The 13,852-nt window shown below is 54.7% G+C and carries 12 protein-coding genes; 4 read left to right on the plus strand and 8 right to left on the minus strand.

Going from position 1 to position 13,852, the window contains the following annotated elements:
* Positions 1-51: 51 nt before the first annotated feature.
* Both SFC07_RS07620 and SFC07_RS07625 read left to right on the plus strand, forming a co-directional pair.
* Complete coding sequence (locus SFC07_RS07620) at positions 52-273, plus strand: helix-turn-helix transcriptional regulator (RefSeq protein WP_411207629.1); 222 nt, start codon at positions 52-54, stop codon at positions 271-273.
* Positions 270-1,427 carry a type II toxin-antitoxin system HipA family toxin gene (locus SFC07_RS07625; RefSeq protein WP_411207630.1) on the plus strand — a complete coding sequence of 386 codons (1,158 nt, stop codon included), beginning with the start codon at positions 270-272 and terminating at the stop codon, positions 1,425-1,427. The genes SFC07_RS07620 and SFC07_RS07625 overlap by 4 nt, the downstream gene beginning before the upstream one ends.
* Before the next feature lie 21 nt (positions 1,428-1,448).
* Here the strand turns inward: SFC07_RS07625 and SFC07_RS07630 are convergent, their stop codons facing one another.
* The 6 genes from SFC07_RS07630 to SFC07_RS07655 form a co-directional block, all read right to left on the minus strand.
* A complete protein-coding gene (locus tag SFC07_RS07630; RefSeq protein WP_411207631.1) occupies positions 1,449-2,579 on the minus strand; it encodes a cysteine desulfurase family protein in 1,131 nt (376 codons plus the stop codon).
* 5 nt (positions 2,580-2,584) lie between these two features.
* Complete coding sequence (locus SFC07_RS07635) at positions 2,585-3,538, minus strand: electron transfer flavoprotein subunit alpha/FixB family protein (protein WP_411207632.1); 954 nt, start codon at positions 3,536-3,538, stop codon at positions 2,585-2,587.
* A gap of 24 nt (positions 3,539-3,562) precedes the next feature.
* On the minus strand, positions 3,563-4,351 hold the full coding sequence (locus SFC07_RS07640) for an electron transfer flavoprotein subunit beta/FixA family protein (protein ID WP_411207633.1): 789 nt from the start codon (positions 4,349-4,351) through the stop codon (positions 3,563-3,565).
* A gap of 158 nt (positions 4,352-4,509) precedes the next feature.
* On the minus strand, positions 4,510-5,712 hold the full coding sequence (locus SFC07_RS07645; RefSeq protein WP_411207634.1) for a THUMP-like domain-containing protein: 1,203 nt from the start codon (positions 5,710-5,712) through the stop codon (positions 4,510-4,512).
* Between the two features lie 36 nt (positions 5,713-5,748).
* Positions 5,749-6,549: an NUDIX hydrolase gene (locus tag SFC07_RS07650; RefSeq protein WP_411207677.1), complete on the minus strand. Its 801-nt coding sequence runs from the start codon at positions 6,547-6,549 to the stop codon at positions 5,749-5,751.
* A 69-nt stretch (positions 6,550-6,618) separates the two neighbouring features.
* Positions 6,619-7,497 carry an ABC transporter ATP-binding protein gene (locus tag SFC07_RS07655; RefSeq protein ID WP_411207678.1) on the minus strand — a complete coding sequence of 293 codons (879 nt, stop codon included), beginning with the start codon at positions 7,495-7,497 and terminating at the stop codon, positions 6,619-6,621.
* 153 nt (positions 7,498-7,650) lie between these two features.
* Here SFC07_RS07655 and SFC07_RS07660 point away from each other — a divergent pair, with 153 nt between their 5' ends.
* Positions 7,651-9,678, plus strand: a complete 2,028-nt coding sequence (locus tag SFC07_RS07660; RefSeq protein ID WP_411207635.1) for an alpha-1,4-glucan--maltose-1-phosphate maltosyltransferase — start codon at positions 7,651-7,653, stop codon at positions 9,676-9,678.
* Between the two features lie 118 nt (positions 9,679-9,796).
* Positions 9,797-11,992, plus strand: coding sequence for a 1,4-alpha-glucan branching protein GlgB (glgB, locus tag SFC07_RS07665; RefSeq protein WP_411207636.1), 2,196 nt, complete (start codon positions 9,797-9,799; stop codon positions 11,990-11,992).
* 99 nt (positions 11,993-12,091) lie between these two features.
* Here glgB and SFC07_RS07670 read toward each other — a convergent pair whose 3' ends face one another.
* Entirely contained in the window at positions 12,092-13,060 is a 969-nt protein-coding gene (locus SFC07_RS07670; protein ID WP_411207637.1) for an ABC transporter substrate-binding protein, read from the minus strand.
* Positions 13,061-13,095: 35 nt separating this feature from the next.
* The gene (locus SFC07_RS07675) at positions 13,096-13,848 is read right to left on the minus strand and encodes an ABC transporter ATP-binding protein (RefSeq protein ID WP_411207638.1); all 753 of its coding nucleotides are present in this window, start codon (positions 13,846-13,848) and stop codon (positions 13,096-13,098) included.
* Positions 13,849-13,852 lie beyond the last annotated feature (4 nt).

Below are 13,852 nucleotides of genomic sequence, written 5' to 3' on the forward strand. Positions count from 1 at the left end.
AATAAACTTAAAAAACGGCACGATCGTGCCGGAGAAGTTGTGAGGATGACCATGTCCGCGGAAGAAATTGGCCAGGCGATTCTGCAGGGCCGCAAAGAACTAAATCTTCGACAAGCTGAGCTGGCCGAGCTTGCCGAGGTATCAGAACGCTTTATTCGAGATGTCGAAAAGGGGAAGACAACGGTCCGTTTGGACAAAGTTATTGATGTTTTAAGCATCTTAGGCTTGGAAATCACCATTAGACTCCATGATCCATTGAGGCACCAACAGTGAACCCCATTGCAGATATTTGGTTCAAAGACATCTTGGCTGCTCATTTCACTCGAGTGAATAATGAGACCATTTTTTCCTATACCGAGGAGTATTTGAGCAGCGATCAGCCACCTATAGCTACGTCACTGCCACTTACTTCTGAACCGGTGATCACTCGTGCTGGCGCCCTGCCCCCATTTTTTGCAGGTTTACTTCCCGAAGGGCGACGATTAAGCGCGCTGAGAAGAAGTATTAAGACTTCTGCAGATGATGAGCTTTCTTTCCTTTTGGCAGTTGGTTCCGATCCTGTAGGAGCTGTGTCAATATTCCCACACGGCGAAAAACCTCACTCAGCGCAGGCAATGGTCACGATTGATAAAGACCTCAACTTCGCCAGCGCACTCAATGAATCTGGAATCGCCGACCCAGTTGCACTTGCAGGTGCACAGGATAAGGCTTCCGCTCGAACCATCGCAGTGCCTTTGGCAGGTGATGCGATCCTTAAGGTTTCACCACCTGAGTATCCCTATTTGGTCGAGAATGAAGCGGCTTGTTATGGGCTCCTCCACAACAACAAGTTGCGCATAAAGTTTTCACACGTAAAGGTGCTCCACGATAAAAATGGACTTTCGGGGTTGTTAGTTCACCGCTTTGACCGCACTCCTCAAGGAAAAATACCGGTTGAAGATGCTGCCCAAGTGTTGGGCATCTGGCCAGCCGATAAGTACAACGTGAGCTATGAAGAAATCGCCGAGGCTTTGGGAAAAGTGTGTACTACTCCAAGATTGGCGATGCGAAATCTAGCTTTCCAGATTGCATTTGCGTGGCTCAGCGGAAACGGAGACCTGCACGCCAAAAACATTTCAATTCTAAATGCTGGGCGCGGTTTTGAAATCAGTCCCATTTATGACATCCCCTGCACCGCGATTCATGGGGATACTTCAATGGCTTTAGAAATCCAAGGATCCAAGCAAAATCTCAGCCAAAAGAAGTTTCTGAGTTTTTGTGCCGCCATTGGCCTGCCCCCAAAATCAGCCCTGACCATAGCCAATGCTGCTTTGCAAGCTACAGAACCCGCAGCACAAAAAATCACAGAGGCGGGAAACTTTCAGCAACGCGAGATTCGAGACCTCAAGCGCATTCTTAGCTTCCGCCGACGTTCATGGGGTGCCTAAGAAAGTTGGCGCCCCACTTGTTTAAAAAGCCATGCCAGCGGTACGAGCTCGGGATACTACATCTGCAATAACATTAAGAACCGCAGTAATAGATTCTTCGGTGGTATTGCGTCCCAAAGTGAAGCGAATAGCGCCGCGCGCATCTGCTTCGGTGATGCCCATTGCCAGCAGCACGTGGCTAGCGCGGTTAACGCCATTGGAACATGCAGAACCAGTGGAAGCCTCAATGCGCAGGGAATCCAAGAGCATAATCAGGCTATCGCCTTCGGCACCTGGGAAAGAAAGATGCAGGTGTCCAGGCAGGCTTGGTTCGGTGGTATGGACCATCACGTTGTCGATCTGCGCCAGGATTCCGTCGAGAAGCGTGGCCTTTAGGCCCCGCAAACGTTGATCCTCCGCTTCGATCTCGCTCACTGCCTCGCGCAATGCGGCTGCGGTAGCGGCCGCACCGGCAACGTCTAGGGTGCCCGGGCGGATGCCACGCTCCTGGCCACCGCCGTGCAGCACGGCAGAAGGCGCAGGTGAACGCTTGGCCAGCAGCAAGCCAACGCCGCGGGGTCCGCCGAATTTATGCGCAGACGCGGCCAGCGTGGTCACGCCCAGCTGGTCAAAATTGACCGGCAGGTGGCCAACAACTTGCACCGCATCAATGTGGGTCGGCGTGCCAGTGGCCTGAGCTGCGGCAATGAACTCAGATACCGGCTGAATGGCACCAGTTTCATTATTTGCCCACATCATGGCTGCCACGGCTGCAGGTTCTTGTAAAAGCTCAAAGGAGGATACGCGACCATCAGCGCCGATGGGCAATAAGTCCACCTGTGCGCCTTCGACACCCAAGGCTTTTACCGTTTCCAGCACCGCCGGGTGCTCAATCGCGGTGGAAACCACGCGGTTGAGCGACGAAGACTGGAAAAGTCCCCTAACTGCCAAATTGTCTGCTTCAGTGCCCGACGCGGTGAAAATAACCTCGATTGGCTCGCAGCCCAATAGTGATGCGATTTCTTCACGGGCGGAATCTGCCACACTGCGCGCTCGGCGGCCGGAGCCATATTGGCTGGCGGGGTTGAGCGATTGGGCATATTCCATCCACGTGGCAGCAGCCACCTCACGCATAGGTGTGGTGGCTGCATGGTCCATATAAAAAGTGTTCAAAGCTCCTACTTGCGCTTGTTGATCTCCTCGATCAGTTGCGGAGCAATCTCGAAGAGGTCACCCACAACGCCGAGGTCGGCGATCTGGAAGATTGGTGCATCCTCATCATTATTGATAACAATGACCTTCTTGGCGGTCTGCATTCCGGAGATGTGCTGGATTGCGCCAGACACACCCAAACCGATGTACAGGTCTGGAGATACCGTAACACCGGTTTGTCCCACCTGATATTCGCCCGGGTAATAGCCGAGGTCAACAGCGTCACGGGTAGCTCCCACAGCACCGCCGAGGGCGTCTGCTAGTGGTTCCACAATGCTGCGGAAGTTTTCTTCGCTGCCCACGCCACGACCGCCGGCAATAACAACCTTGGCCTGTGGCAATTCTGGGCGGGCACTCTGTGCTGCCTCCTTGAAGGAGCTAACAGTAACATCCTTGGCGGTTGCAGCTGGGAGCTCCAGCTGAGCCAGGGTGCCAGCAGCTGCCTGTGCTTGGCCATCGACGGCACCTGCACGCAGGGTGTACAGCGGTGCATCGCCACCCACTGCGGCAGAAACCTGGATGGTATCGCCGAAGATGGACTGCTGCGCGGTGCGATCGGCATTAATGCCAACAACGTCACAAAGCACGCCGGAAGCCAAACGGGCAGCGAGACGACCAGCGATCTCATTGCCACGAGCATTAGCCGCAATGACGATGGGAGCTGGGTTATTGGCTGCCAAAATGTGCAGAGCGTCAACTGCTGGCAGGATCAGGCGGCTTGATGCACCGGCGACGGTAGCGGCAACAACAGTTGCTGCACCCATTGCGCCGAGCTCAGGAGCAAGTGCTTCTGCGCTGCCTGGCTCGCCCACCACAACTGCGGTGACCTCGCCAAAAACGCGGGCTGCGGTAATAAGTCCAAGGGTTGTTGGTTCGACGCGGCCATCTAGCTGCTCGACCAGAACATAAGAAGTAGACATGTAGTGGTTCTCCTTTAGAAAGTGCTAGATGAGGTTTTCAGCGGCGAGGTAATCGGCGATCTTGGCTGCTGCGCCTGCAGAGCCAATAACATCACCCTGGCTGCGCTCTGGACGATCAGCAGCATCGGTGACGGCGGTAGCAGCGTGTGCCAGGCCAACCTGCTCTGGGGCAACGCCAATTTCAGCCAAGCCCAGCTGCTTAATTTCAGCCTTTTTAGCAGCCATAATGCCCTTGAAGTTAGGGAAACGTGGCTTATCGGCCTTATCAGAGATGGAGATAATGGCAGGCAAGGTTGCTTCCAACTCATAAACACCGTGGTTGTCGATGCGGGTGGCTGTGACGGTGGTGCCAGCAACAGAAACAGCAGAAAGGTTGGTTAGTGCTGGAACCTGGCGGTATTCTGCCAAAACTCCTGGCAGTGCGCCCATAGCACCATCGGAGGAAGCAGATCCTGCCACGATGAGGCTGACATCTGGGATGGTGTTGATGGCGTTGTTCAAAGCCCATGCGGTACCCAGCAGGTCGGAGCCTGCGAGGGCGTCGTCGGAAAGCTGAATTGCCTCATCAGCACCCATGGATAAGGCCTTGCGCAGTGCCTCATCGGCGCCGGCTGCACCAGCACTGAGAGCTACCACGCGGTAGTCAGCGTCAGGGTTTGACTCCTTAAGACGCAGAGCCTGCTCGAGTGCAAACTCATTGATCTCATCGAGTACCCGATCCACGTTTGCACGATCCAGGGTGAAATCAGCTTCTAGGGTCCGCTTGGACCAGGTATCTGGAACATTTTTCACCAGAACCACGATTGTGGACATCCACACTCACCTTCCAATAAGTCTTTTTTGAGAAAAAGATTTTAAGTTTCCACCCATGGTACGCCCGCGGAAAATGCCCACGGTGCACCTGGTTTTAGCCAATCCTAATACAGACTGCATTGTCTATTTCTTACAGACTAGTTAATCCAGCCCAGGTTTTACAATGTGGCAGCGCTACTAAATTCACGGGGTCCACAAATTAGCGCAACTCCCCTACTGCCAATGCGGGTAACCACCACCGCAAAAGGTGCCGAGCCCTTTAATTGCAGCTTCTTGCGCAGTTGATCTGGATCCACATCCACCCCGCGAACCAAAATCTCTACCGAGCCAGCCTTCAGGGCAGCCAGTGCCGATTTCAACTTCTTCAGCGGGACTTCTTCCAGGAATCTAAAACCGCTGGTTCCCTCTGGAATTCTATTGCCAGTGAGGTAGGCAATACGATCATCGAGCATCCACAGGCCTTCCCTGATGGCATAGTGGCGAACTAGTCCTGCGCGCACAATTGCGCCATCGGGATCGATAATAAAATCTCCGGGCTCCCTTGCCAGGGACTCCCCACCGCCATCTTCGAGCAGATCATTTAGGCAATCGAGGTGATCTCCACGAATCACCACTGCTTCGCGGGTCTCCCCTTGCGCCAGCTGCGGGCTATATAGGCAGGCTTCTTTGACGCCGCCGTCTACACTAGCCAGGCTCACCAAGCCCTGCCATCCAGAAAAGTCCACCCCAGGGGCACATTTAACGGCAATTGGCGTGCTAGACCAGGTTTCAAGCAGGCTCGGCAGTGGAGGCAAAAGTTGGGCGGGGTCAGTGATGCGACGGCCATTGTTGCGACGCGCCGGATCAGCGATGATCACATCGGCTCCGGTTGTTGCCGGGACCAGCGCATCTGCCTGCAGTAGCTCTGGCTTGCCGCCTGAAGCTGCCGAAGAGGGGTGCAGGCTCAGATTAAATTGCGCCATAAGCAGGCGTGGCATATCGATATCAGAACCTAGATAATGCAAACCAGCATCAAGGACAGCATGCCCCTCTGTACCAATTGAGCAGGTGACATCGTGTACTAAAACACCTTCGCCCAGGGCTTCTTTGAGGCGACGAGCACGCTCAGCAGAAACTGCCATGGGAGTAGTTTGCTGCGCTGAATCATGGCATAGCAACCACTCCTGTGGCAGCTTGCCAGCCACACTTCGGCGGGCACCAGCAAGCTCGGCTACTGCACGGCCTTGGTCCCCAAAGGTGTCCCGCAGGGCAGCAATGTCCGAGATCATTGACTTCTTACTTAAAGCCAGGTCAGCGGTGGCTGCGGTAATCTGCGGGGCATTGTCTGTGAGGAAGTGCACCTCAGCTACATCAAAACTCAAATGGGCACTCCCGGCTCATAGAAAAATTAATTAAAACTAGAAACGCTCAAAACGCGGAGTTTCATAAAACTCGCGATAACGCTCATTGTCCACTGCATCATCAACTACTGGGCTCATATCAAAATCAACGATGGCCTGCAGTAATTCTGCGGTGGAGTGGAAATTGCTCAGCTCGTAAAGCGAAGCCCAGGTGGAAATAACCAAGCGCAGCAACCCGGCGCGCCAACCGTCGAGCAGAAGGCTAGGCGGGAAATAGCCAGTGGAGGATGCTTCCATGGTGTTGCCATCAGCGTATTGGCCTTCAGGTTCCACGGCGACGAAGGTGAAGGTATCAAAACGTGCAGCGGCGCCTTCTGGGCTAGCCCACCTCGCAAAAGGCACAATGAGATCACTGCGCACCACCAGGTTTTCCCTGATGAGCATTTCGGTCAGAGACATCTCATGGCTTTCCAATAGCGGCCGGTAATCATGGTACTGGCTGGCGTTTTGGACAAGTTTGCCGGTTTCGCCGTGTTCGGCAAGCAGTGTTCCAGCTTCTTCAAAGAGTTCGCGGATAGCGGCGAAGATGAGGGCATGGGCGATTTCCGGGGTGGTGTTGAGCCTTTTAGCCCATTCCTCTGCGGTGGGTCCTTTCCAGAACTTCATGTGGTTGTAGTCAGGAAAGTCCCGGGGATCTACGCCGCCACCGGGAAATACAGTTGCGCGCGGGAAATGTGGCATTGAGGAGACACGTTCTTGAACGTAAACCTCAATGTCTGGTTGTCCGTCGATAATCCCGTCGCGCACCAGCATTACGGTTGCGGCTAGTTTTCTGCCACCAACACCCTGCATCACCATGCGCTGTCCCCTGACTTTCTTGGCTTGAGCCACGTGTATTACTCGTGTTTGCCTTAATAATGAGCCATTTTAGGCGCGGTGGCTTCGTGCCGTGCGCACGCGCCTGGCAAAGTAGCGTTCTCCAATGCGATCCACCTGGATAGGTTGGTGGAATGCCTTAGACAGGTTTTCATTGGTAAGCACAGAGTTGATAAGTCCCTGGGCTACAATTTCGCCCTCATCGAGCAGCAGTGCGTGGGTGAAGCCGGCGGGGATTTCTTCCACGTGGTGGGTGATCATAACGATGGCGGGGGCATCGGGGTCCATGGCTAGTTCGCCAAGGTAGGCCACCAAGTCTTCACGTCCACCCAGATCCATACCGGCAGTGGGTTCATCGAGGATGAGGAGTTCTGGGTTGGTCATCAGTGCGCGGGCAACCAACACGCGCTTGCGCTCACCTTCAGAGAGGGTGCCCCAGTTGCGGTCGGCCAGGTGCATGGCGCCGACCTGTTCCAAAATGGTGGTTGCTTGGCCGAAGTCCATTTCATCATAGTCTTCGCGCCAGCGCCCCAAGATGGCATAACCTGCGGAAATAACGAGGTCTGCCACTTTTTCCTCGGGCGGAATGCGGTTGCCGAGGGCGGAGGAGCTAACGCCGATCATGGCGCGGAGATCGCGCATATCGGTTTTGCCAATTCTTTCACCCATAATGCGGGCCACACCGCCGGAGGGAAATTCCTCGGCCGCAGCCATGCGGATGAGGGTGGTTTTACCCGCACCATTGGGTCCAATAATGACCCAACGCTCGTCTAATTCGACCTGCCAATCGACAGGGCCGACCAAGTTTCGACCATCACGCTTAAACACCACACCCTTGAAGTCAATGAGGAGGTCTTCGTTATATTCCTCTTCAATAGGGGTGTGGGCTGCTGCTGCGGGGTTATTGGAAGTATTAGTCACGTCTTCTATCTTGGCTGATTTCTCTGCTTCCGTGTGGAACTGACACAGCTCCGTTAAACTTTTGGGAGGGTTTGCGCCGGTGGAACTACCCCCGGTAGCTGCCTTCGAGTTTTTAAGTAATGCAACCTGCAGCACTTCATACCGCGTTTTGAGGAGAAAACTGTGACTGGCCGTCTCGGAATCGATGATGTTCGTCCCCAGCTCTTAGATGGAAACCCAGCAAAGGCTGTGGTCGGGGAAATTGTTCCCGTATCTGCAGTGGTGTGGCGTGAAGGCCACGATGCTATTGCTGCGACCTTGAACGTGCAGGGTCCTGAGGATTCAGCAATTGCAGCCGAGCCCATCCAGATTCCGATGCGTCCAACTCCTAATAATCAGGACCAGGCCAATGCCTTTTTTGTCCCTGATGTGCCTGGTTTGTGGACTTTCCGTGTGGATGCATGGTCGGATCCCATGGCCACCTGGCGCCATGCGGTGACCACCAAAATTGAGGCTGGTCAGTCCCCGGAAGAACTTTATAATGACCTCGAGCACGGCGCACAGCTTTTTGAGGCTGCGGCAATTAACCTGCCGAAGGCCGAAAGAATAACGCTTCTCGACGTCGCCTCTGTGCTCAGGCGTGGCGGTGATCTGCGCGCGCGCATCGCCCCAGCGCTATCGGCGCCGGTCTTGCAGTTGTTGGAGCTTAACCCCCTGCGTGAGTTACTCACCCGCGGCGCTAACTTGCAGGTCGCAGTGGAGCGTCGAGAAGCGTTGGTGAACTCCTGGTATGAGTTGTTCCCCCGCTCAACCGGTGGTTGGGACCACACTGGCACCCCAGTGCACGGCACCTTTGCCACCACTGCGGCGTCTTTGGACCGCGTGGCACGCATGGGCTTTGATACCGTCTACTTCCCTCCTATTCACCCCATCGGTGAGGTTAACCGCAAGGGCCGCAACAACACCTTGACCCCAGAGCCACATGATGTGGGCTCTCCTTGGGCCATCGGCTCCAAGCATGGTGGCCATGATGCCTTCCACCCAGAATTGGGCACCGAGGAAGATTTCAAGGCACTGATTGCGCGTGCTCGGGAATTGAACCTGGAAATCGCGTTGGACCTGGCCCTGCAGGCTGCTCCTGATCACCCTTGGGCTCAGGAGCACCAGGACTTCTTCACCGTGCTGGCCGATGGCACTATTGCCTATGCTGAAAACCCACCTAAGAAGTACCAAGATATTTATCCCCTGAACTTTGATAATGCGCCGGAGAAGATTTACCAGGAAATCTACCGCGTAGTGAAGTTCTGGGTGGATCTGGGTGTGACAACATTCCGCGTGGATAACCCACACACCAAGCCTGCGAATTTCTGGCAATGGTTAATCGCCAAGATCCATGAGAGCAACCCTGAGGTTATTTTCTTGGCCGAGGCTTTCACTCGCCCGGCGCGCCTTTATGGCCTGGCTAAGATTGGCTTCTCCCAGTCCTACTCCTACTTCACCTGGAAGGTGTCCAAGGAAGAGCTCACCGAGTTTGGCAATGAAATTGCGCGCATGTCCGATGTGGCACGCCCCAACCTCTTTGTGAACACCCCAGATATCCTGCATGAATCCTTGCAGCATGGGGGACGCGCCATGTTTGCTATCCGCGCTGCCCTAGCTGCTACCTTGTCCCCGCTCTGGGGTGTGTACTCCGGCTATGAGCTCTTTGAGCACGAAGCTGTTAAGCCTGGTTCTGAGGAATACTTGGACTCTGAGAAGTATGAACTCCGTCCGCGCGATTTTGAAGGCGCTTTGCGACGTGGCGATTCCTTGGAAGAGTACATCGGACTGCTTAATAAGATCCGTCGTTCCAACCCTGCCTTGCAACAGCTGCGCAATCTGCACTTCCATGAGGCAGACAATGACCAAATCATTGCTTACTCCAAGGTTGATGCACTTACTGGCAATACCGTTTTGGTGGTTGTGAACCTGGATCCACGTAGTGCCCGCGAGGCCACCGTGCACCTGGATATGGCTGCTTTGGGTCTGGACAAGGGCGCGCAATTTGAAGTCCGCGATGCCATCACTGGTGCTCGTTACCTCTGGGGCGAGAGCAACTTTGTCCGCTTGGAGCCATTGCGCGATGTAGCCCATATCTTCGTGTTGCCTGAGCTTCCAGCTGCACGCCGTGAGCCAGTAGCCTGGCGCCAGATTGAGGAATACCGCGCCTAAAGTCCCACCTTCCTGGGGGCGGGTTTCTCATAACCGCCCCCAGCTGTGTGAACTCCGGTACTTTCGAACGTAGACCTTAAATTTTTTAGAGTTTCCCCCGTTAAAAGGACTTTTATCTATGACTGTTGATCCCGCTAGCCACTTGCAAATTCCTGCGGATGACCTGGTCCGACTGCAACACTGCAGCCACCACGATCCCCATGGTTTTTATGGCTGGCATGCGCTGGCTAATGGGTCTGTGGTGCGCACCCGCCAAATCGGCGCGGAAAAGGTGGAGTTGCTCGTTGACGGCACCAGCTTCGACATGATTGCCCTTAGTGATGACATCTTTGCGGTGGAGCTGGAATACCGCGAATCCGTGGACTACCGTCTGCGCATTACCTGGCCTGGTCAAGCTCCACAGATTAAAGCAGACCCCTACTTCTTCCTGCCGACCCTGGGCGAACTTGATATCTACCTCATTTCCGAGGGCCGCCATGAGCGCCTCTGGGAGGTATTGGGCTCTCATATCAAGACCTATGAAACTCCTTTGGGAACAGTCTCTGGCACCGCCTTTTCGGTGTGGGCACCCAATGCCATTGGTGTAGCCGTAGTTGGTGGTTTTAACGGCTGGAATGCTTCCCAGCACCCCATGCGCTCCATGGGTGGTTCTGGACTCTGGGAACTCTTTATTCCGGGCATTGGTGCTGGCGAAGTGTATAAATTTGCTATCCAAACCAAGGCCGGTCACCGCCGCGATAAGGCCGATCCGATGGCCCGAGCTGCCGAAATTCCACCGGCAACCGGCTCCATTGTGGTCGATTCCACCTATGAGTGGAAGGATGCCCAGTGGCTGGAGCAGCGTGCTAGCAGCGATCCTGCCAACTCCCCCATGAGTGTGTATGAAGTGCACCTGGGTTCTTGGCGTTGGGGCCGCACCTACGCGGACCTTGCCACTGAACTGGTGGACTATGTGGCAGATCTTGGTTATACCCACGTGGAATTTATGCCTGTTTCCGAGCACCCCTTCGGCGGATCTTGGGGCTATCAGGTATCCGGCTACTATGCACCCACCTCTAGGTGGGGTACCGCCGATGAATTCCGCGCCCTTGTTGATGCCTTCCACGCCCGTGGCATTGGCGTCATTATGGACTGGGTGCCAGCGCACTTCCCCAAGGATGACTGGGCTCTTGCCCGCTTTGATGGCGAAGCTCTTTATGAGCACCCTGACTGGCGCCGCGGTGAACAAAAAGACTGGGGCACCTATGTCTTTGACTTCGGCCGCAATGAGGTCCGCAACTTCCTGGTAGCTAATGCACTGTACTGGATTGATGAATTCCACATCGATGGCCTGCGCGTGGATGCTGTTGCCTCCATGTTGTACTTGGACTACTCCCGCGAAGCTGGCGAGTGGGAGCCCAATATCTTTGGTGGCCGTGAAAACCTTGAAGCTGTGCAGTTCCTGCAGGAAATGAACGCCACCCTGCTGCGCCTGCACCCGGGAGCACTGACCATTGCTGAGGAATCCACCTCCTGGCCCGGAGTTACTGCTCCTACCTGGGATGGTGGCTTAGGCTTCTCCCTCAAGTGGAATATGGGCTGGATGAATGACACCTTGGAGTACTTCTCCAAGGATCCTATTCACCGCGCATTCCACCACAATGAGCTTACCTTCTCCCTAGTTTATGCCTTCTCTGAGCGCTTTGTACTGCCGATCTCCCATGATGAGGTAGTACACGGCAAGGGATCCTTGTGGACCAGAATGCCAGGTGATACCTGGAATAAAGCCGCAGGTCTACGTACCCTCTTGGCTTATATGTGGGCACACCCAGGCAAGAAGTTGCTGTTTATGGGCCAAGAGATCGGCCAGACCGATGAGTGGTCCGAGGCCAAGGGTTTGCCATGGGAATTGGTTGATGGCTGGCAGGGCGAGTACCACGAGGCGATTCGTGAGTTGCTGCGCGAGCTCAACCACACCTATACCTCAGCGCCTGCCCTGCACACCCAAGACTTCCAGGGTGAAGGCTTTACCTGGAATAAGGCTGATGATGCTGCCAATAATATTTTGGCCTTCACCCGCTTTGGTACCGATGATTCCCAGATGCTTTGTGTGTTTAACTTTTCTGGCACCCCGCAAAAGGATTACGTTTTGGGCGTTCCAGCTGGTGGTACCTGGAAACGAGTTCTCAATACCGATGAGGCCAAGTACTACGGTGCTGATAATACGCTGGCTGCCTCCCTTACAGCCTCCGATACCGGTTGGGATGGATTCCCTCACTCCCTCAAGCTGGATATTCCGGCCATGAGTGCGCAGTACTACTCCTGGGAAGGCTAAACCCCAGAGAGCCCTGAAAGCACTAACAAACTAAGAAAGGGGTGCCTAGCACAGAATCACTGTGCGGGGCACCCCTCTTTGTAGCCTTAAGCTGTTTATTTAGCTTTCAAAGCGACGGTCCACAATGGTGTCAAAATCGAAGTACTCCAGGAGACCAGCGCTAACAAAGGATCCGATAAGCGCATTTTGGTAGGTATTAACCTCATCATCAAGTGGCACCTGCAGACGCAAGCTGCGGGTATTTAGCTTGGAGGCCTCGGGGTCAAAGCCTGATTCCTGGGCGTAGATTTCAGCCCACTCGTCTTTATTGTCCTGAGCCCAGACATAGGCCTCGGCTACGCGATCGAGAAGATCATCAAGGGCAGCTTCCTTGGCTGGGTCAGCCAAAGCCTCATCACTTGCAACACCAAAGCCATAACCGGCAGAAACACCAGCGGCGTTGACCAAAATCTTGGCACCTTCAAGCTCTGCCTGCGCGGTATATGGATCCCACACTGCCCAGGCATCTACCTGACCATTTTGGAAGGCGGCCTTGGCATCAGAGGGCTGCAGCAGGTTCAGCTCTACTTCATCAACACTGACTCCGGCCTTCTCCAGCTGCAAGATCAGGTGTCCATGGGCACTGGAACCACGTGCAACGGCAACCTTCTTGCCTTTAAGGTCTGCCACGCTGGAAATGGTGGAATCTGGGGAGATCAAAATGGCATCGCCAAGCGCCTGGTTGTTATAGGCAGCTACCACCTTGGTGTTGGTTGGTCCACCAATAATTGGAGGGGTATTTCCGGTGATGGCGAAGTCAATTTGACCGGCATTTAGGGCTTCAATCTGTGGCGGGCCGGAGGTAAAAGATGACCACTCAATGTCATAAGGCAGATCATCTAGTTCGCCAGAGGCAGCCAGAACTTGCTCGGTGCCGGCAATCTGATCTCCCACCTTAAGCGTCACATTAGAGAGATCCACGCTGCCATCGGCATTGGTTTGGGTCTCACTAGATGCTGAGGAGCAGGAGCTAACACCCAAGCCGAGGGCGACCAGAGCGGTGGCGAAGATAATCTTGTGCTTTTTCATTGGTTTAAAGATTCCTTAAATACATTTAATGAGGTTTAGGCGGGAGTGGTAATTTCGAGCCATTCCAAAAGCTGTGCGGTATGAGCACCAAAGCTGGGATGGGCACGGCGGGTGTGCTTTGGTCCTGGAATATTGACCTGCAGGGTGTGGGTGATTTCGCCTTCATCAAGCAAAATGACGTGATCGGCAAGGGCTACGGCCTCAGCTACATCGTGGGTAACCAGCAGCACACCTAGGTTGCGGGCAGCCACAGTGCGCAACAACAGTTCCTGCGCGGTGAGGCGAGTTAGTGCGTCAAGAGCACCAAAGGGTTCATCAAGCAGCAACAATTGTGGCTCGGAGATAAGCGCGCGGGCGAGGGACACTCGCTGGGCTTGGCCACCGCTTAAGGTCAGTGGCCAGGCATCATCAGAATCTGGAAGGTTTACTTCCTGCAACAAGGCACTTGCCTGCTGGCGGGCTTCCTCCCAAGACAAGGGGCTGCGGTTGAGCCCAAAGGCCACATTTTCTACCACCGTTTTCCACGGCAAGAGGCGGGGTTCTTGGAAAGCCACAGCGGGATTACCAGCAACTTCAACGGTGCCACTATGCGCACCAGAGAGTCCGGCCAAAACGCGCAGGATGGTGGATTTTCCGGAACCGGAGCGGCCGATTAGTGCTACGACCTCGCCAGGAGCGATGTTAAAGTCAATGCCGCGCAGCACTTCTTTGGAGCCATAGGACTTGCGCAGGTTATGTACTCGAGCAGCAGATTTAAGTTGGGTGGGGGCGGAAAGTGTGGAAGTCATTGTT

It is taken from the genome of Corynebacterium callunae, assembly GCF_046592015.1.
Taxonomy (GTDB): Bacteria; Actinomycetota; Actinomycetes; order Mycobacteriales; family Mycobacteriaceae; genus Corynebacterium; species Corynebacterium callunae_A.